At 70.4% G+C, this 17,383-nt stretch carries 15 protein-coding genes; 1 reads left to right on the forward strand and 14 read right to left on the reverse strand.

Annotated features, from left to right (window positions below; translation table 11 throughout):
- Positions 1-17 precede the first annotated feature (17 nt).
- The 8 genes from J3P41_RS01035 to J3P41_RS01070 form a co-directional block, all read right to left on the reverse strand.
- Positions 18-1,124 carry a dipeptide ABC transporter ATP-binding protein gene (locus J3P41_RS01035; RefSeq protein WP_210649670.1) on the reverse strand — a complete coding sequence of 369 codons (1,107 nt, stop codon included), beginning with the start codon at positions 1,122-1,124 and terminating at the stop codon, positions 18-20.
- A gap of 221 nt (positions 1,125-1,345) precedes the next feature.
- Positions 1,346-2,446 (reverse strand): ABC transporter ATP-binding protein, encoded by a 1,101-nt coding sequence (locus tag J3P41_RS01040; protein WP_307861772.1) that lies wholly within the window; start codon positions 2,444-2,446, stop codon positions 1,346-1,348.
- Complete coding sequence (locus J3P41_RS01045) at positions 2,443-3,450, reverse strand: ABC transporter permease (RefSeq protein ID WP_210443362.1); 1,008 nt, start codon at positions 3,448-3,450, stop codon at positions 2,443-2,445. The genes J3P41_RS01040 and J3P41_RS01045 overlap by 4 nt, the downstream gene beginning before the upstream one ends.
- A gap of 156 nt (positions 3,451-3,606) precedes the next feature.
- Positions 3,607-5,382 carry an ABC transporter substrate-binding protein gene (locus tag J3P41_RS01050; RefSeq protein WP_210443363.1) on the reverse strand — a complete coding sequence of 592 codons (1,776 nt, stop codon included), beginning with the start codon at positions 5,380-5,382 and terminating at the stop codon, positions 3,607-3,609.
- A gap of 71 nt (positions 5,383-5,453) precedes the next feature.
- A complete protein-coding gene (locus tag J3P41_RS01055; protein WP_210443364.1) occupies positions 5,454-6,488 on the reverse strand; it encodes an ABC transporter permease in 1,035 nt (344 codons plus the stop codon).
- A 167-nt stretch (positions 6,489-6,655) separates the two neighbouring features.
- Positions 6,656-8,458 (reverse strand): aspartate--tRNA ligase, encoded by a 1,803-nt coding sequence (gene aspS, locus J3P41_RS01060; protein ID WP_210443365.1) that lies wholly within the window; start codon positions 8,456-8,458, stop codon positions 6,656-6,658.
- Positions 8,455-9,816, reverse strand: coding sequence for a histidine--tRNA ligase (gene hisS, locus J3P41_RS01065; protein ID WP_210443366.1), 1,362 nt, complete (start codon positions 9,814-9,816; stop codon positions 8,455-8,457). The genes aspS and hisS overlap by 4 nt, the downstream gene beginning before the upstream one ends.
- The gene (locus tag J3P41_RS01070) at positions 9,816-10,499 is read right to left on the reverse strand and encodes an MBL fold metallo-hydrolase (protein ID WP_210443367.1); all 684 of its coding nucleotides are present in this window, start codon (positions 10,497-10,499) and stop codon (positions 9,816-9,818) included. Before J3P41_RS01070 ends, hisS begins: the two co-directional genes overlap by 1 nt.
- A gap of 89 nt (positions 10,500-10,588) precedes the next feature.
- On the opposite strand from J3P41_RS01070, the gene J3P41_RS01075 reads away from it, so the two are divergent.
- Entirely contained in the window at positions 10,589-11,842 is a 1,254-nt protein-coding gene (locus J3P41_RS01075; protein WP_210443368.1) for a DUF349 domain-containing protein, read from the forward strand.
- A 23-nt stretch (positions 11,843-11,865) separates the two neighbouring features.
- Here the strand turns inward: J3P41_RS01075 and J3P41_RS01080 are convergent, their stop codons facing one another.
- The 6 genes from J3P41_RS01080 to ruvC all read right to left on the reverse strand — a co-directional run bounded on the left by J3P41_RS01080 (position 11,866) and on the right by ruvC (position 17,354).
- Entirely contained in the window at positions 11,866-14,151 is a 2,286-nt protein-coding gene (locus J3P41_RS01080) for a bifunctional (p)ppGpp synthetase/guanosine-3',5'-bis(diphosphate) 3'-pyrophosphohydrolase (RefSeq protein WP_246861417.1), read from the reverse strand.
- 58 nt (positions 14,152-14,209) lie between these two features.
- Complete coding sequence (locus J3P41_RS01085) at positions 14,210-14,758, reverse strand: adenine phosphoribosyltransferase (RefSeq protein ID WP_210443369.1); 549 nt, start codon at positions 14,756-14,758, stop codon at positions 14,210-14,212.
- The gene (gene yajC, locus J3P41_RS01090; RefSeq protein ID WP_210443370.1) at positions 14,751-15,035 is read right to left on the reverse strand and encodes a preprotein translocase subunit YajC; all 285 of its coding nucleotides are present in this window, start codon (positions 15,033-15,035) and stop codon (positions 14,751-14,753) included. Before yajC ends, J3P41_RS01085 begins: the two co-directional genes overlap by 8 nt.
- Before the next feature lie 72 nt (positions 15,036-15,107).
- The gene (gene ruvB / locus J3P41_RS01095) at positions 15,108-16,208 is read right to left on the reverse strand and encodes a Holliday junction branch migration DNA helicase RuvB (protein ID WP_210443371.1); all 1,101 of its coding nucleotides are present in this window, start codon (positions 16,206-16,208) and stop codon (positions 15,108-15,110) included.
- A gap of 10 nt (positions 16,209-16,218) precedes the next feature.
- Positions 16,219-16,815 (reverse strand): Holliday junction branch migration protein RuvA, encoded by a 597-nt coding sequence (gene ruvA / locus J3P41_RS01100; RefSeq protein WP_210443372.1) that lies wholly within the window; start codon positions 16,813-16,815, stop codon positions 16,219-16,221.
- A complete protein-coding gene (gene ruvC, locus J3P41_RS01105; RefSeq protein ID WP_210443373.1) occupies positions 16,812-17,354 on the reverse strand; it encodes a crossover junction endodeoxyribonuclease RuvC in 543 nt (180 codons plus the stop codon). Before ruvC ends, ruvA begins: the two co-directional genes overlap by 4 nt.
- Positions 17,355-17,383: the final 29 nt, after the last annotated feature.

Raw genomic sequence — 17,383 nt, forward strand, 5'->3', positions numbered from 1 at the left:
CAGCCGCGGAGGTCCGCTCACACCCCGGTGGTCTGCTTGGTGCGCAGGTCGTACCAGGTGTTCTCGTAGCCCGGGATGGTCAACTGGGTGTTGGTGGGCGTGGCGCCCGGGACGGGGCTCCCCTGGTCGTCGACACCGAGCAGCTCGGTCGTCACCGGAGTGGCCGGGTGCTCGCCCAGCTCGCCGGCGAAGTGGCAGGCGACCTTGTGGCGCTTGCCGATCTGCAGCAGCGGCGGCTCGACCTTGGCGCAGATCTCCTGCGCGAACTGGCAGCGGGTGCGGAACCGGCACCCCGACGGGGGGTTGATCGGGCTCGGCACGTCGCCCTCGAGGCGGATGCGCTCGCGACGACCCCCGACCGCCGCCTGCTTCACGTCGGGCACCGCGGACAGCAGCGCCTGGGTGTAGGGGTGGTGCGGGCGGGAGTAGATCGTCTCGCGGTCGCCGATCTCCACGATCTTGCCGAGGTACATCACCGCGACCTCGGGGCAGAAGTGGCGGACGATGGCCAGGTCGTGGGCGATGAAGAGGAACGCCACGTCGAACTCGCGCTGGATGTCCTGGAGCAGGTTGACGACCTGCGCCTGGATGGACACGTCGAGGGCCGAGACCGGCTCGTCGGCCACCAGCACCTTCGGGTTCAGGGTGAGGGCGCGAGCGATGCCGATGCGCTGGCGCTGGCCGCCGGAGAACTCGTTGGGGTAGCGGTTGTAGTGCTCGGGGTTGAGACCGACGATCTCGAGGAGCTCCTGCACGCGCGGCAGCACCTTGTTCTTGGGCACGATGTTGTGCACCTCGAGCGGCGCGCCGACGATCGCGCCGACGGTGTGGCGCGGGTTGAGCGAGGTGTAGGGGTCCTGGAAGATCATCTGCACGTCGCGGCGCAGCGGCTTCATCTCACGGTTGGACAGCTTGGCCAGGTCGTGCCCGTCGAACATCATCGAGCCGCCGGTCGGCTTGTAGAGCCGGGTGATCAGGCGACCGGTGGTCGACTTGCCACAGCCGGACTCCCCGACCAGGCCCAGCGAACCGCCCTTGGGCACCTCGAACGAGATGCCGTCGACCGCCTGGACGTGACCGATCGTGCGCCGCACGAGCCCGGTGGACCGCACCGGGAAGTACATCTTGAGGTTGTCCACGGTCAGGACGGCCGGGGCCTCGGGGTCGAGCTCGCTCGCCGTGTGCCCGTGCTCGGCGACCGTGGCGAAGTCGAGGTCCTCGACTCCGGCCTCGTGCTGACCGTAGGCGTCGCTGGCCTCCTGGGTCAGGCGCCGGTCCCCCGTCTCGGCGGCGTTGGCGCCCACCTCGGTCGGCTGGGTGAGCGCCTCGGCGTTGGGGTCCTGGGTCATCGGGTCTCCTCGAGGAGCTCGGGGGCGATCTCGGGCAGCACCTCGGTCCGGTACACCGCGGACGGGTCCGCGATGTGGCAGCGCTTGAGGTGGCCGGGACCGGTCGCGGGGGTCAGGGCCGGCAGCTCGGTGACGCAGAGGTCGCCGGGAACCTTGTCGGAGTGCACGCACCGCGGGTGGAACGGGCAGCCCGTCGGCGGGTTCAGCAGGCTCGGCGGGTTGCCGGGGATGGGGATGAGGCGCGCGTCGGTGGACGCGGTGACGTCGGGGATGCTCGAGAGCAGGCCCCACGTGTACGGCATCTCCGGCGAGGTCAAGATCTGCTTGGTCGTGCCGTACTCGACGCAGCGCCCGGCGTACATCACGAGCACGTCGTCGGCCATCTCGGCGATGACGCCGAGGTCGTGGGTGATGATGATGACGGCGGAGTTGAACTCGCGCTGCAGGTCCTGCAGGAGGTCGAGGATCTGCGCCTGGACCGTCACGTCGAGCGCGGTCGTGGGCTCGTCAGCGATCAGCAGCGACGGGTCGTTGACCAGTCCCATCGCGATCATCGCGCGCTGGCGCATGCCGCCGGAGAACTGGTGCGGGAAGTCGTCCACCCGGCGGTCGGGCTGCGGGATGCCGACACGGTCGAGCATCTCGATGGCCTTGCGGCGGGCGTCGCGCTTGGAGGCACCGGAGTGGTGGACGAGGTAGGCCTCCTCCAGCTGCGCGCCGATCTTGTAGAACGGGTGCAGCGCGGCGAGGGCGTCTTGGAAGATCATCGCCATCGAGTTGCCGCGCAGGCTGCGCATGCGTGCCTCGCTCAGCCCGACGACCTCGGTGCCGCCCACGCGGATCGATCCGGAGATCTGGGCCGACTTCGGGTCGTGCAGGCCCATCACGGCCATGCTGGACACGGACTTGCCCGACCCGGACTCGCCCACGATGCCCAGGGTCTTGCCCTTCTCCACCGAGTAGGACAGTCCCTTGACGGCGGTGAGGGGGCCGTCCTCGGTCGGGAAGGTCACCTGCAGGTCCTCGACCTGCAGGTAGGGACCGTCGACGACCTCCGCCGCGGTGGCAGCCGACTGGGTCACGGGAACACTGGTCACGAAAGCCTCACCCTCGGGTCGAGCACGCTGTAGACGATGTCCACGAGCAGGTTGGAGATGATCAGGATCACCGCGCTGAAGATCGCGGTCGCCTGGACCACGGGCAGGTCCATGCCCTGCACGGCCTGCAGGCTCCACCAGCCGATGCCCTGGATCTCGAAGATCCGCTCGGTGAAGATCGTGCCGGCCAGAAGGGTGCCGAAGTCGATGCCGAAGATGGTGACGACCGGCACCAGGGCGGCACGCAGACCGTGCTTGTAGACGATCGTACGCGACGGCAGGCCCTTGGCCTTGGCGGTGCGGATGTAGTCCTCGCTCAGCGCCTCGACCATGGCGCCGCGGGTGAATCGCGTGTACTGCGTGCAGCCGAAGATGCCGAGCGCGACCCAGGCGAGGAAGAGCCCACTGAACCAGGCCCACGGCCCCTCCGTGATCGGTGAGAAGTACCCGGTGTTGCTGAAGAGGGGGATCTCGAACGTGACGGTGAGGTAGAGCCAGGTCAGCAGGGCGAAGAGGTAGTAGGGGATCGAGCTGATGAACAGGAAGCTCGAGACCAAGGCCTTGTCGGCCACGGAGCCGCGGCGCCGCGCGGCGGCGACCCCGATCGGGATCCCGAAGAGGAGGTAGAGGAACGCGCCGCCGATGGCCACGGAGAAGGTCGCCGGCACCCGCGAGAGCAGCTCCTCCTTGACCGGCTCCTTGGTGCGGAAGCTGACCCCGAGGCACGGTGCGCTGCACTCGTAGTCGTTGGAGGCGATGGTGAGGGTGCGCCCGACGAACACGCCCTTGACGAACTTGGCGTACTCCTCGTGGACCGGGTTGTTGTAGCCCAGCGTCTTCTCGTAGATCTCGATCTTGTTGCCGCAGCGGTTGCTGGTCTCGCGGTCACAGATCGGCTGGGCAGGACTCGACGGGCCGTACCAGAACAGCAGGAAGATCGCCATCGAGACCAAGGTCACGACGAGGACTCCCGAGATCAGCCGCTTGACGACATAGGCGAACATCGCAGGTCACTTCCGGGATGGTGGATGAGTCGGACCCTGGGGCGAGAAGCTTACTGGGGCCGGGCTGGCGAGTGGGGGCCCTCGTGTCGCGAGGGCCCCCACCCGTCAGTACTGCTGGGGAGCTACGTGGTGCTCAGGAACGAGCGAGCACCGGGATCACTGCATGACGTAGAGATCCTTGTAGTTCGGCGCGCCGATGGATCCGTCGCCGGTCGGGTTGCCGATCTTGGAGCCGAACACGAACAGGTCGTTGCGGAACGCGGTCGGGATGATCGGGAAGTACTCCGTCATGATCTTCTCGTCCAGCGCGCCCCAGGCGTCCGGCTGCTCCTCGAGCGGGAGCGTGGAGATGGCGTCCATCTCCTCGTCGATCTCCGGCTCGGAGAACCCGGCGGTGTTGTACACCGCACCGGTCTTGAGCAGGGCCGGGATCATGGTGGAGCCCGACGGCCAGTCCGAGCACCAGTTCACCAGACGCAGGTTGAGCTGCTTGTTGACCTTGCTGTCCGGGTCGAAGAAGACGTTGTACGGCGACTCCTGGACCGGGATGGCCTTCACGGAGAAGCCAGCGGCCTCGAAGCCCTTGGTGACCTGGTCCTGCACGTCGACGGCCAGCGGGTCGACCTCGTAGTAGACCATGGTGATCGGGTACGGCTTGTCGCCGTAGCCGGCCTCCGTGAGGAGCTCCTTGGCCTTCTCCGGGTCGTAGGTGATCTGCTCACCGTCGACCTGGAAGTCCCGCTTGCCCGCCATGCCGGGAGGCATGACCGAGTTGGCCGGGATGCGCGTCACGCCGGGGACCTCGCCGCCGGCGATCCACGCGTCCTCGTAGGGGTAGGCGTAGGCCAGGGCCTTGCGGACGTTGATGTCGTCGATCTTCTCGTAGTCCGGCGTCAGCGTGGACACGCACTGCGAGGTCTGCTGGACGAGCCGCTCGCCGAGCTGGCTGTTGGCGTCGTTGTAGTTGCCCGAGCCCAGCGAGGTGGCGACGGCGGTCTGGCTGTCGGAGTTGTCCGAGAGCATGATCTCGTCGACCTTGGCCTGGTCCTGGTTGAACTTGAACACGAAGCCGTCGGCGTACTGGTGACGGGCCGGGTCGGAGTCAGCGGACCACTGGTCGTTCTTGACGAGGACGAGCTCCTCGTTGGGCTTGTAGCTCTCGATCTTGTAAGGGCCGTTGGCCAGCGGCTTCTGGCCGTAGTTCGGCGGCTTGGAGGCGTTGCCGAGCGGGGCCGGGCCCATCGCCATGAAGGCGCCCCAGTAGTCCATGTCCGGGAACGGGGTGGACATCTTGATGGTGATGTCCTGGCCGTCGACCGTGACGCCGTCCCACTTCTCGCAGTTGGGGTCCTTGCCGGTGTAGGGGCCCTCGTACTCCTCGGCGCCGGCGAAGTAGTGCTTGGAGTACTCGGTGCCCGGGCCGGACGGGAAGGCCTCGGAGTCGAGCGAGCGGCAGATGCCGAACGCGACCTCTTCGGCGGTGACGGGCTTGCCGTCCTCCCACGTGGCGTCGTCACGAATGGTGAAGGTCCACTCGGTGTAGTCCTCGTTGGGCGTGCCGAGGTCGGTGGCGAGGTCCGGCACCAGCACGGGCTGGCCGTTCTCGTCACGGGCGTACTGGGTCAGCGAGCGGCTCGTGAGCGCCTGCTGGATCGAGTTGCCCGTCACCGACCAGCCACCGGTCGGGTCGAGGGTGTCGGGACCCGGGTCGCCGGGGAGGTACACCGTGATGGTGCCGCCGGTGCTGGCGCCCTCGATCTCAGGAGCCGGGCCCTGACGCTCCGCGTCCTTGGTCCCTCCCCCCTGCTCACCGAACTCACGTTCCGTGCCTTCGCCGCCGTTGCCACCGTCGTCCGACGAACCGCCGCCACAGGCAGCGAGCGTCAGAAGAGCGGCACCAGCGACGAGCGCGAGCGGCTTGTTCCGCTTCATGCTGTCCAGCCTTTCCTTTTTGTTCTCACCGAGGACGGCGTCTCCGGCGACGTGCGTGGGACCGTGACGCCTCAGCGTCGCGTCTTGGGGTCGAGGGCGTCGCGGATCGCGTCGCCCAGGAGGTTGAGGGAGAGCACCAGCGCGACGACGCCGACCATCGGCTGCCACAGGTACTGCGGGTAGTCGCGGAAGTAGACCGGCGACGCGGCGTCGAGGATCATCTGGCCCCACGACACGCCGTCGGTCACGCCGATGCCGAGGAACGCCAGACCCGCCTCGAGGGCGACGAAGGCCGGCAGCATCAGCGAGATGCTGATGATGATCGGCGCGGCCAGGTTGGGCAGCAGCTCCTTGAACAGGATGCGCCGGGTCGGCATGCCCATCACGCGCGCCGCCTGCACGAACTCCCGCTCGCGCAGCGAGAGGACCTCACCGCGGATCAGTCGTGCCGTGCCCATCCACCCGAACAGCGCCAGGACGCAGATCAGGCTGATCTTCTGGATGGTGCCGTAGTTGTCGGAGGTGTTGAACCGCTCGTTGAGGATCGGCGCCAGCGTCAGCGCGGCCAGCAGGAACGGGATCGTGAGGAACATGTCGATGAAGAACGACAGCACCTTGTCGACCGCACCGCCGAGGAACCCGCTGAGCAGACCGACCACGACGCCCACCACCGACGCGAAGACGGCCGCGACCGTGGCGATCAGGAGGGAGACGCGGCAGCCGTGGAGCCAGTAGGCCAGGTTGTCCTGCCCGGTCCGGGGGGCCACGCCCATCGGGTGCTCCCACGTGAAGGGCCCGTTGGGCGGCCCCATCTCCGGCTTGGGCAGGCCGTTGTTGAGCCCGTCGACCCGCTCGCTGGCCAGCGGCGTGTCGAGGCTGACCCCGAAGAGGCTCGAGATCGGACCCGCGAAGACGGCGCAGATGATGAAGAAGAGCACGACCAGCGCGCAGACCACCGCGATCTTGTCGCGGGCCAGGCGCCCGAGCGCGATGCGCATCGGCGACTTGCCCGCGATCTCCTTGGCCTGCTGGCTCGTGGGATCCTGCGGGTCCGGCTCGGTGCTCAGCGAGCCGAGCGTCTCCGGGCCTGCGGTCTGTGCCGACATGCTCTCCCCATCTGGGTTCGGGACCTGTCCGGCGCGGTCCCGGGGTGTCCCCGGGGGCCTGCGCCGAGACGGGACTCTATGTGACCCGCGACGCAGGGACGATCACTGGCGCGTAACGATCCAGTTACGACCCATTCACCCGACAGCCCTGCCGAACCTCCCGGCGATCAGTCGGCGGACGGCACTTCCTCCGCGGGCCGGGCGTCCACACCGGCTTCCTTGCGCTGCTCCGCGGTGATCGGCGCAGGGGCCGCCGTGAGCGGGTCGTAGCCGCCGCCGGACTTGGGGAAGGCGATGACGTCGCGGATCGAGTCGGTGCCGGCCAGCAGCGCGACGATGCGGTCCATCCCGACCGCGATCCCGCCGTGCGGGGGCGCGCCGTACTTGAAGGCGTCGAGCAGGAAGCCGAACTTCTCCTGCGCCTCCTCCTCGCCCAGGCCCATCACCGCGAAGACGCGCTTCTGGATGTCGCCGCGGTGGATACGGATGGACCCGCCGCCGAGCTCGTTGCCGTTGCAGACGATGTCGTAGGCGTAGGCCAGCGCGCTGCCCGGGTCGGTGTCGAAGGTGTCGAGGAATTCGGCCTTGGGGCTGGTGAAGGCGTGGTGCACCGCCGTCCAGGCGCCGGCGCCCACGGCGACGTCACCGCTGGCGACGGCGTCGGAGCTCGGCTCGAACAGGGGCGCGTCGACGACCCAGGTGAAGGCGAACTGCGAGTCGTCGAGCATGCCGCCGCGACGGCCGATCTCCAGGCGGGCGGCACCGAGCAGAGCGCGGCTGCTCTTGACCGCACCGGCGGCGAAGAAGACGCAGTCGCCGGGCGACGCGCCGACGTGGGCGACGAGGCCCTCGCGCTCGCTCTCGCTCAGGTTCTTCGCGACCGGACCGCCGAGCTCGCCGTCCTCACCGATGGTGACGTACGCCAGGCCCTTGGCGCCGCGCTGCTTGGCCCAGTCCTGCCACGCGTCGAACTGCCGGCGCGGCTGGCTGCCGCCGCCGGGCATGACGACGGCACCGACGTAGGCGGCGTTCTCCGGCGAGAACACCCGGAACGGGGTGTCCTTGAAGTAGTCGGTGCAGTCGACCAGCTCGAGGCCCATGCGCAGGTCGGGCTTGTCCGAGCCGTAGCGCGCCATCGCCTCGGCGTACGTCATCCGCGGGATCGGTCGCGGGATCGTGTGGCCGGCCTGCGCCCACATCGCCTCGAGCACGTCCTCCATCAGCTCGATCACGTCCTCCTGGTCCACGAAGCTCATCTCGATGTCGAGCTGGGTGAACTCCGGCTGGCGGTCGGCGCGGAAGTCCTCGTCGCGGTAGCAGCGCGCGATCTGGTAGTAGCGCTCCATGCCGCCGACCATCAGCAGCTGCTTGAACAGCTGCGGGCTCTGCGGCAGGGCGTACCAGCTGCCCGGCGCCAGGCGCGCGGGCACGAGGAAGTCGCGCGCGCCCTCGGGGGTCGACCGGGTGAGGGTCGGCGTCTCCACCTCGACGAAGCCGCGCTCGTCGAGAACGTCGCGAGCCGCCTTGTTGACCTTCGAGCGCAGGCGCAGCGCCGCGTTGGGGCCGGAGCGGCGCAGGTCGAGGTAGCGGTGCTTGAGGCGCGCCTCCTCGCCGACCTCGCCGCCCTTGTGACCGGAGGCGTCGTCGATCGGGAACGGCAGCGGGTCGGAGGTGGACAGCACCTCGACCTCGCTGGCCACGACCTCGATCGCGCCGGTGGCCAGGTTGGGGTTCTCGTTGCCCTCCTTGCGAGCGACCACCTCGCCGGTCACCTTGAGGCAGAACTCGCTGCGGAGGCTGTGCGCGACCTCCTCGTCGCGCACGACGACCTGGACGACGCCGCTGGCCTCGCGGAGGTCGAGGAACGCCACGCCACCGTGATCGCGCCGCCGCGCCACCCACCCGGCGAGGGTGACGGTCTGGCCGACGTGCTCGACGCGCAGGGCGCCGGCGTCATGGGTGCGGATCACTGGTTCTCCTTGGGGTAGCTGCTGATGGTGCCGGGCCGGAGGTCGGCCGCGGGCGGGGTCCACGTCTGGGGGTCGGCGTCGAGCTGCTCGCCACTGCGGATGTCCTTGACCTGGTGGCGGACCGCTCCGGTGCTGGAGTCGGCCTGGACGAACCAGACGTAGGGGATGCCGCGCCGTTCGGCGAAGCGGATCTGCTTGCCGAACTTGGCCGGTGCGGGGGCGACCTCGCAAGCGATTTCCCGGTCCCGGAGGGCGGCGGCGACCTGGGTGCTCGCGGCGCGGTCCTCCTCGGTGTTGAGGGCGACCAGCACGACGCTCGGCACCGGGCGGCTGCCGGCGAGCACGCCGTCGGCCAGGAGCGGGAGCAGCGTGCGGGAGACCCCGAACGAGACCCCGACGCCGGGGTAGGTCGTACGGCCGTCGCTGGCCAGCGCGTCGTAGCGCCCTCCCCCGCCGACCGACTTCAGGCGCTCGTAGCCGTCCATGAAGATCTCCACGACGGTGCCGGTGTAGTAGTCCAGGCCGCGGGCGATGCGCAGGTTGGCCTCCACCCCGACCCGGTCGCCGGCGACGGCACGGCATCCCTCGACGACGGCCGCGAGCTCCTCGAGGCCCTGGTCGAGCAGCTCGTCGGCGACGCCCAGGGCGCGCACCTGCTCCACGAAGGAGGTGTCCTCGACACGGATCGTGGCGAGCTCCAGGCACCGCTGGGCCTGCTCGGGCGTGGTGCCGACCCGCTCGACCAGCAGCCTGGCCACCTCGTCGGGCGGCAGCTTGTCGAGCTTGTCGATGACACGGATCGCGTCGGTGACGTCGTCGATGCCGAGCCCGCGGTAGAAGCCCTGGATGAGCTTGCGGTTGTTGAACTGGAAGCTGACGCGCGGGATCGGCAGCCGCCCGAGGGCGTCGACCATCACCGCCATCACCTCGATGTCGTGGTGGAAGGGCAGCTCGTCGCGGCCCACGACGTCGACGTCGGCCTGGGTGAACTGCCGGTAGCGCCCCTCCTGCGGACGCTCGCCCCGCCAGGCCGGCTGGACCTGGTAGCGGCGGAACGGGAACTGCAGGTGGCCGGCGTGCTCGAGGACGTAGCGGGCGAACGGCACGGTGAGGTCGAAGTGGAGTCCGAGCTCGGCCCGGGCGTCCGGCTCGGCGGCGATGCGCTGGAGGACGTAGATCTCCTTGTCGACCTCACCACCCTTGGCAAGCCGCTCGATCGGCTCGACGACCCGGGTCTCGATGTTGGCGAAGCCGTGGAGCTCGAAGGTGCGTGACAGCGACGCGATGACCTCCCGCTCGACGGCACGCTGGGCGGGCAGCAGCTCGGGGAACCCGCTCAGCGGGCTGATCTTGCTCATCACAGGTCCTGGGTGAGGTCGAGGAGGTAGGGGTTGGTGGCGCGCTCGCGACCGATCGAGGTCTGCTCGCCGTGGCCCGGCAGGACGACGACATCGTCCGCCAGCGGGAGCACCTTGTCGGTCAGGCTGCGCAGCATGGTGGCGTGGTCGCCGCCGGGCAGGTCGGTGCGGCCGATCGAGCCCGCGAAGAGCAGGTCGCCGGAGAACATGACCTCCGAGACGTCCTGTTGCGCGTACGGCGTCCGGAAGGTCACCGAGCCCTCGGTGTGCCCGGGCGTGTGGTCGACCACGAAGCGCAGGCCGGCGAGCTCGAGCTCGGCGAGGTCCGACAGCTCGCGCACGTCGTCGGGCTCGGCCCAGGCGTAGCTGCCGCCCAGCAGCATCTGCGTCGTCTCGGGGCTCATCCCGGCCATCGGGTCGGTGAGCAGGTGCCGGTCGGCGGGGTGGATCCAGGCCGTCGCGTCGTAGCTGCCGGCGACCGGGGCCACGCACCACATGTGGTCCACGTGCCCGTGGGTGACGAGCACGCTGACCGGTTTGAGCCGGTGCTCGCGCACCACCTGGTCGACACCGTCGGCGGCGTCCTTGCCCGGGTCGATCACCACGCACTCGGCCCCCGGACCCGTCGCCACCACGTAGCAGTTGGTCCCCCAGGGTCCGGCGGGGAAGCCAGCAATGAACACAGGTGTCAGTCCTTGCATCGGTGCACAGAGGTGGTTGTCGCAGGGAAGCCTACCGAGGGCGGTCGGCGCCATGACTACGATGGGCGACCATGAGCTCCGACAAGCAGTCACGGGACGACTCGGCCCCCTGGGGTCGGGTGGCCGACGACGGCACCGTCTATGTCCGCACCGCCGACGGGGAGCGCTCCGTCGGGTCCTACGAGGCCGGCACGCCGGCGGAGGCCCTGGAGTTTTTCACCAAGCGCTTCGAGGAGCTCGAGGGCAAGGTGCACCTGCTCGAGCAGCGCGTCGCCTCCGGCCGGCTCTCGCCGGAGGAGGCGGCCACCTCTGCCAAGGCGCTGCGCGAGCAGGTCGTGGACGCGCACGCAGTCGGCGACCTGGTCTCGCTCGCCGGCCGGCTCGACGCCCTCGCCCCCGTCATCGCGGCCCAGCGGGCGGCTCGTCGCGAGGAGCGCGCGCAGAAGGCCGCGGAGTCCAAGGCGCAGAAGGAGAAGCTCGTCGCGGAGGCCGAGCGTCTCGCGGAGAGCACCGACTGGCGCAACGGCGCGAACCGCCTGCGCGACCTGCTCACCACGTGGAAGGAGCTGCCCCGGCTGGACCGGGCCACCGACGACGCCCTGTGGCGTCGCTTCTCCACCGCGCGGACGACGTACACCCGTCGCCGCAAGGCGCACTTCGCCGAGGAGCACGAGCGTCGTGACGCCGCGCGCGTGATCAAGGAGCGACTGGCCAAGGAGGCCGAGGCCCTCGCCTCGTCGACCGAGTGGGGACCGACCGCCGGCCGCTACCGCGACCTGATGCGGGAGTGGAAGGCCGCCGGGCCCGCGCCGCGTGAGGTGGACGACCAGCTCTGGCAGCGCTTCCGCGGCGCCCAGGACGCGTTCTTCGGCGCCCGCGACGCCGCCAACGCCGCCCTCGACCAGGAGTTCGCCGCCAACGCGGAGGTCAAGGAGCAGATCCTGGCCGAGGCCGAGGCCCTGGTGCCGGTGACCGACCTCGACGCCGCCAAGCGCGCGTTCCGCGAGCTGGCCGACCGGTGGGACGCCGCTGGGAAGGTCCCGCGCGACCGGATGAAGGAGCTCGAGGGACGGATGCGCAAGGTCGAGCAGGCCATCCGCGCCGTCGAGGACGAGCAGTGGAGCCGCAGCGACCCGGAGAAGTCCGCCCGCGCCAGCGACATCATCGTCAAGCTCGAGGCCGGCATCGCCGAGACCCGGGCCAAGCTGGAGAAGGCCACCGCGGCCGGCGACGCCCGCAAGGTCGCAGACCTCGAGAGCGAGCTGGCCAACAAGGAGGCGTTCCTCGAGATGGCGCGCCGGGCCTCGGCCGACTTCGGCAGCTGAGCCGCGCGCTCAGGCGCTGACGCTCAGGCGGTGACGCGGTAGGCGTCGAACACGCCCGGCACGGCGCGCACGGCCCGCAGCACGCCGTCGAGGTGGGCGGCGTCGGCCATCTCGAAGGAGAACCGGCTCTTCGCGACGCGGTCGCGCGTGGTGGAGAGCGTCGCGCTGAGGATGTTCACGTGGGCGTCGGACAGCGCCATGGTGATGTCGGACAGCAGCCGGGCGCGGTCGAGGGCCTCCACCTGGATGTTGACGAGGAACGTCGACTGCGAGGTCGGCGCCCACTCCACCTCGAGCACCCGCTCCGGCTGGCCAAGCAGGCTGGAGGCGTTGGTGCAGTCCCTGCGGTGCACCGACACTCCCCCGCCCTTGGTGACGAAGCCCAGGATCGGGTCCGGCGGCACGGGTGTGCAGCACTTGGCGAGCTTGACCCAGAGGTCGTCGACACCGGGCACGACGACGCCGGAGTCGGTCGGAGCGGGCTTGGCACGCGAGCGACGGCCGGTGATGGTGACGCCCTCGGAGAGGTCCTCCTGGGCGCCCTCGTCGCCGCCGTGCAGGTCGATGACGCGGCGTACGACGGCCTGTGCGCTGAGGTTGCCCTCGCCCACGGCTGCGTAGAGCGCGGAGACGTCGGCGTGGTGGAAGTGCTCGGCCACGAGCGCCAGCACGTCGTGGCTCATCAGCCGGGTGAGCGGCAGCCCCTCCTTGCGCATGAGCTTGGCGATCTGGTCCTTGCCCTGCTCGATCGCCTCCTCGCGCCGCTCCTTGGTGAACCACTGGCGGATCTTGGAACGGGCGCGCGGCGACTGGACGAAGTTGAGCCAGTCGCGCGAGGGGCCGGCGGTCGGGGACTTGGACGTGAACACCTCGACGACGTCGCCGTTGTCGAGGGTCGACTCCAGCGGCACGAGTCGCCCGTTGACCCGCGAGCCGATCGTGTGGTGCCCGACCTCGGTGTGGACGGCGTACGCGAAGTCGACGGGGGTCGAGCCCATCGGCAGCGGGATGACGTCGCCACGCGGGGTGAAGACGTAGACCTGCGCCTGGTTCATCTCGAAGCGCAGCGACTCCAGGAACTCGCCCGGGTCCTCCACCTCGCTCTGCCAGTCCAGCAGCTGGCGCAGCCAGGTCAGGTCGTCCTTGTCGCCGAGCCGGTCGGTGTCGACGCCGGCCTTGCTGTTCTCCTTGTACTTCCAGTGCGCCGCGACGCCGTACTCGGCACGGCGGTGCTGGGCGAAGGTGCGGATCTGCACCTCGACCGGCTTGCCCTGGGGGCCGATCACCGTCGTGTGGAGCGACTGGTACATGTTGAACTTCGGCATCGCGACGTAGTCCTTGAACCGCCCGAGCACCGGGTTCCACCGCGAGTGGATGACGCCCAGCGCGCTGTAGCAGTCGCGGTCCTCGTCGACGAGGATGCGGATGCCGACGAGGTCGTAGATGTCGGAGAAGTCGCGGCCGCCCACGATCATCTTCTGGTAGATCGAGTAGTAGTGCTTGGGGCGCCCGGTGACCTTGGCGTTGATGCGCGCCGCCTTGAGGTCCTGCTCGATCTCGGCGACCACCTCGGCGAGGAACTGGTCGCGCGAGGGCGCACGCTCGGCCACCATCCGCACGATCTCGTCGTAGATCTTGGGGTGCAGCGTCGCGAAGGCGAGGTCCTCGAGCTCCCACTTCAGCGTGTTCATGCCGAGGCGGTGGGCCAGGGGCGCGTAGATGTCGAGCGTCTCGCGCGAGGAGCGCTCCTGCGAGGCGGCGGGGACGTAGCGCAGCGTGCGCATGTTGTGCAGGCGGTCGGCGAGCTTGATGACGAGCACGCGGATGTCGCGCGACATCGCCACGATCATCTTGCGGATCGTCTCGGCCTGCGCCGAGTCGCCGTACTGCACCTTGTCGAGCTTGGTGACGCCGTCGACGAGCAGCGCGACCTCGTCGCCGAAGTCGGCGCGCAGCTGGTCGAGGGTGTACGGCGTGTCCTCGACGGTGTCGTGGAGCAGCGCCGCCACCAGGGTGGGCTCGGTCATGCCGATGTCGGCGAGGATCGTGGTGACCGCGAGCGGGTGGGTGATGTAGGGGTCGCCGCTCTTGCGCATCTGGCCGGTGTGCCACTTGTCGGCCACGGCGTAGGCCCGCTCGAGCAGCGCGAGGTCGGCCTTGGGGTGGTTGGCGCGCACGGCCCGGAACAGGGGCTCGAGGACCGGGTTGGACGAGGGCGGCCGCGTGCCGACGCGGGCGAGCCGGGCCCGCATGCCTCGCGCGGTCAGGGGGGCCTTGGCCTCCTGCGCGGGTGCCTGCTCCTCTGTCATTGGCCCAGTCTAGTGAGGAGTCGGGCGCCTCCGTACCCCGATGCCACCGGCCGCCCGCTCAGATCGTCAGCAGCGTCGCGACGGGCAGGTCGCCGGTGAGCCTGCGCGGCTCCAGGAAGCCGAGCTCCATCAGCACCGAGGCGCCGGTCGCGGTGCCTCCGCACGCCTCGATGAGCCGACGCGTCGCGTCGACGGTGCCGCCGGTGGCGAGCACGTCGTCGACCAGCAGCACCCGCTCCCCCGGCGAGATCGCGTCGCGGTGGAGCTCCAGCGTGGCCTGGCCGTACTCCAGGCTGTAGGTCACCGCGTGCGCCTCGCGGGGCAGCTTGCCGGCCTTGCGCACCGGCACGAAGCCGACGCCGAGCGCGAGCGCCACCGGGGCGGCGAGGATGAAGCCACGGGCCTCCATGCCCACGACCTTGTCCACCACGACGGCACCGTGGTCGTCGCGGCCGGCCGCCGCGAGGGCGGTGATGATCGCTGAGAACGCCTGGTGATCGGCCAGGACCGGCGTGATGTCCTTGAACGTGACGCCCGGCTCGGGCCAGTCGGGCACGTCGACGGTCAGCCGCTCGAGCGCCTCCTGGGCGGTACGCCGATCAGGCATCGCCGGGCTCGCCGGCGACCGGCGAGTCCACCTTGGCGATCGCCGCGCGAGCGATCTCGATCTGCGTGCCCGGCGCGACCTCGAGGCGGGCGCGGTCGTCGGTGAGCGAGACCACCGTGCCGAACACGCCCGAGGACATCATCACGCGCTGGCCGACCTGGATGCTCTGCTGGAGGGCGACGACCTCCTTCTGCCGGCGCTGCTGCGGGCGGACCACCATGAACCAGAACAGGGCCAGGATGGCGACCAGGGGCAGGAGGGCGGCGAGGTCGTTCACGGTCGGGGTTCTCCTCGGGACTGTGGGGTGACGAGCGCGTGGAGTCTACGCGGACGCGCGCGGCGGCCTGGCTCAGACATCGTCGAAGAGGGTGGAGTCGACCGTGGGCAGCGCCGGTGGCGTCAGCCCGAGGTGGTGCCACGCCGCCGGCGTCGCGACGCGGCCGCGCGGCGTACGCGCGAGCAGGCCGCTGCGGACCAGGAACGGCTCGGCGACCTCCTCGACGGTCTCCCGCTCCTCGCCCACCGCCACCGCCAGGGTGGAGATCCCGACCGGTCCCCCGCCGAAGCGGCGGCACAGCACGTCGAGCACCGCCCGGTCGAGACGGTCGAGGCCCGACTCGTCGACCTCGAACAGCTCCAGCGCCGCCTGGGCGACGGGCAGGGACAGCACGCCGTCGGCGCGCACCTGGGCGTAGTCGCGGACCCGCCGCAGCAACCGGTTGGCGATGCGCGGCGTGCCGCGCGAGCGGGAGGCGATCTCGCTCGAACCCTCCGCGGTGAGGTGCACGCCCAGCAGGCCGGCGGAGCGGTGCACGATCCGGTCGAGCTCCTCCGGCTCGTAGAACTCCAGGTGGGCGGTGAAGCCGAACCGGTCGCGCAGCGGTCCCGGCAGCAGCCCGGCGCGGGTGGTGGCCCCGACCAGGGTGAACGGCGGGATCTCCAGCGGGATGGCGGTGGCGCCCGGGCCCTTGCCGATGACGACGTCGACCCGGAAGTCCTCCATCGCCATGTAGAGCATCTCCTCCGCCGGCCGCGACATCCGGTGGATCTCGTCGACGAAGAGGACGTCGCCCTCGTTGAGGCCGGACAGGATCGCGGCGAGGTCGCCGGCGTGCGTGATGGCCGGTCCACTGGTCAGCCGCAGCGGGGTGCTCATCTCCGCGGCGATGATCATGGCCAGCGTCGTCTTGCCGAGCCCGGGCGGACCGGAGAGCAGGACGTGGTCGGGAGCCCGACCGCGACGGCGGGCTGCTTCGAGGACCAGCCCGAGCTGGTCGCGGACGCGCACCTGCCCGACCACCTCGTCGAGGGTCTTCGGACGCAGCGCCGCCTCGACGGCTCGCTCGTCGCCGTCGGCCTCGGCGTCGGTCAGCCGCTGGAGGTGGCCGAGCTCGGCAGAGGTCAGCTCGACCTCTGCGTCGGTGTCGGTGTCGGTGTCGTCCCAGTCCATGGTCGTCCGCTCAGGCCTTGCTCAGCGTGCGCAGCGCAGCCCGGAGCAGCGCGCCGACATCGGGTGTGTCGCCGGCCTCGGGGGCGACCGCCTCGACCGCCTTCTCCGACTCCTTGGCCGACCAGCCGAGCCCGACCAGCCCCTGCTGCACCTGGTCGCGCCACGGCGCGGTCGACGCCTCGGTTGCCGCGGAGTGGGCCCCGACGGGCGGGCCGATGCGGTCCTTCAGCTCGAGGATGATGCGCTGTGCGCCCTTCTGGCCGATGCCCGGGACGCGGGTCAGCGCCTTGACGTCCTCGGTGGTGATGGCGCGGCGTACGTCGTCGGGGCTCATCACCGCGACGATCGCCTGCGCGACCTTGGGACCCACACCCGACGCGGTCTGCACGATCTCGAAGACCTGCTTCTCGTCCTCGTCGCGGAAGCCGAAGATCGTCAGGCTGTCCTCGCGCACGACCATGCTGGTGGGCAGCGTGGCGGGCCGGCCGACGCGGAGGGTGGCGAGCGTGCCCGGGGTGCACATGAGCTCGAGGCCGACGCCGCCGACCTCGAGCACGGCGCTGGACAGCGTGACGGCGGCGACCTCGCCGCGGACGAAGGCGATCATGAGGACCTCGTGGGGTGTCGCTGGTGGAATCGGGCCTGGGCCACGGCGGCCTCGAGCCGGTTCTGCGCGGAGCCGCGCCAGACATGGGTGATGGCCAGGGCCAGGGCGTCGGCGGCGTCGGCGGGCTTGGGGAGCTCGGACAGGCGCAGGATGCGGACCACCATGGCACCGACCTGGGCCTTGTCGGCGCGCCCGCTGCCCGAGACCGCGGCCTTGACCTCGCTCGGGGTGTGCATCGCGATCGGCAGCCCGCGGCGGGCCGCCACGACCAGCGCGATCCCGCTGGCCTGGGCGGTGCCCATGATGGTGCTGGAGTCCGACCGGGCGAAGACCCGCTCGACCGCCACCGCGTCGGGCCGGTGCTCCTCGATCCACGCGTCCAGGCCACGCTCGATGGTCACCAGCCGCTCCGCGACCGGTAGCGTCGAGCTGGTGCGGACCACGCCCACGTCGACCATCGACAGGGGGCGGCCGACACTGCCGTCGACCACGCCGACGCCGCACCGGGTGAGGCCGGGGTCGATGCCGAGCACACGCACGCTGCTCCCTCTCGCCGACCGGACCGTCC

Origin of the sequence: Nocardioides sp. SYSU D00065 (genome assembly GCF_017916425.1) — a bacterium.
Lineage (GTDB): Bacteria > Actinomycetota > Actinomycetes > Propionibacteriales > Nocardioidaceae > Nocardioides.

Excerpts from the sequence above, each read along its gene's own strand:
- ruvB (WP_210443371.1), bottom strand. The coding sequence starts at position 16,208 with ATGGACTGGGACGACACCGACACCGACACCGACGCAGAGGTCGAGCTG.
- J3P41_RS01045 (WP_210443362.1), bottom strand. The coding sequence starts at position 3,450 with ATGTTCGCCTATGTCGTCAAGCGGCTGATCTCGGGAGTCCTCGTCGTG.
- J3P41_RS01055 (WP_210443364.1), bottom strand. The coding sequence starts at position 6,488 with ATGTCGGCACAGACCGCAGGCCCGGAGACGCTCGGCTCGCTGAGCACC.
- J3P41_RS01080 (WP_246861417.1), bottom strand. The coding sequence starts at position 14,151 with ATGACAGAGGAGCAGGCACCCGCGCAGGAGGCCAAGGCCCCCCTGACC.
- J3P41_RS01050 (WP_210443363.1), bottom strand. The coding sequence starts at position 5,382 with ATGAAGCGGAACAAGCCGCTCGCGCTCGTCGCTGGTGCCGCTCTTCTG.
- J3P41_RS01075 (WP_210443368.1), top strand. The coding sequence starts at position 10,589 with ATGAGCTCCGACAAGCAGTCACGGGACGACTCGGCCCCCTGGGGTCGG.
- ruvA (WP_210443372.1), bottom strand. The coding sequence starts at position 16,815 with ATGATCGCCTTCGTCCGCGGCGAGGTCGCCGCCGTCACGCTGTCCAGC.
- hisS (WP_210443366.1), bottom strand. The coding sequence starts at position 9,816 with ATGAGCAAGATCAGCCCGCTGAGCGGGTTCCCCGAGCTGCTGCCCGCC.
- J3P41_RS01085 (WP_210443369.1), bottom strand. The coding sequence starts at position 14,758 with ATGCCTGATCGGCGTACCGCCCAGGAGGCGCTCGAGCGGCTGACCGTC.
- J3P41_RS01035 (WP_210649670.1), bottom strand. The coding sequence starts at position 1,124 with ATGTACTTCCCGGTGCGGTCCACCGGGCTCGTGCGGCGCACGATCGGT.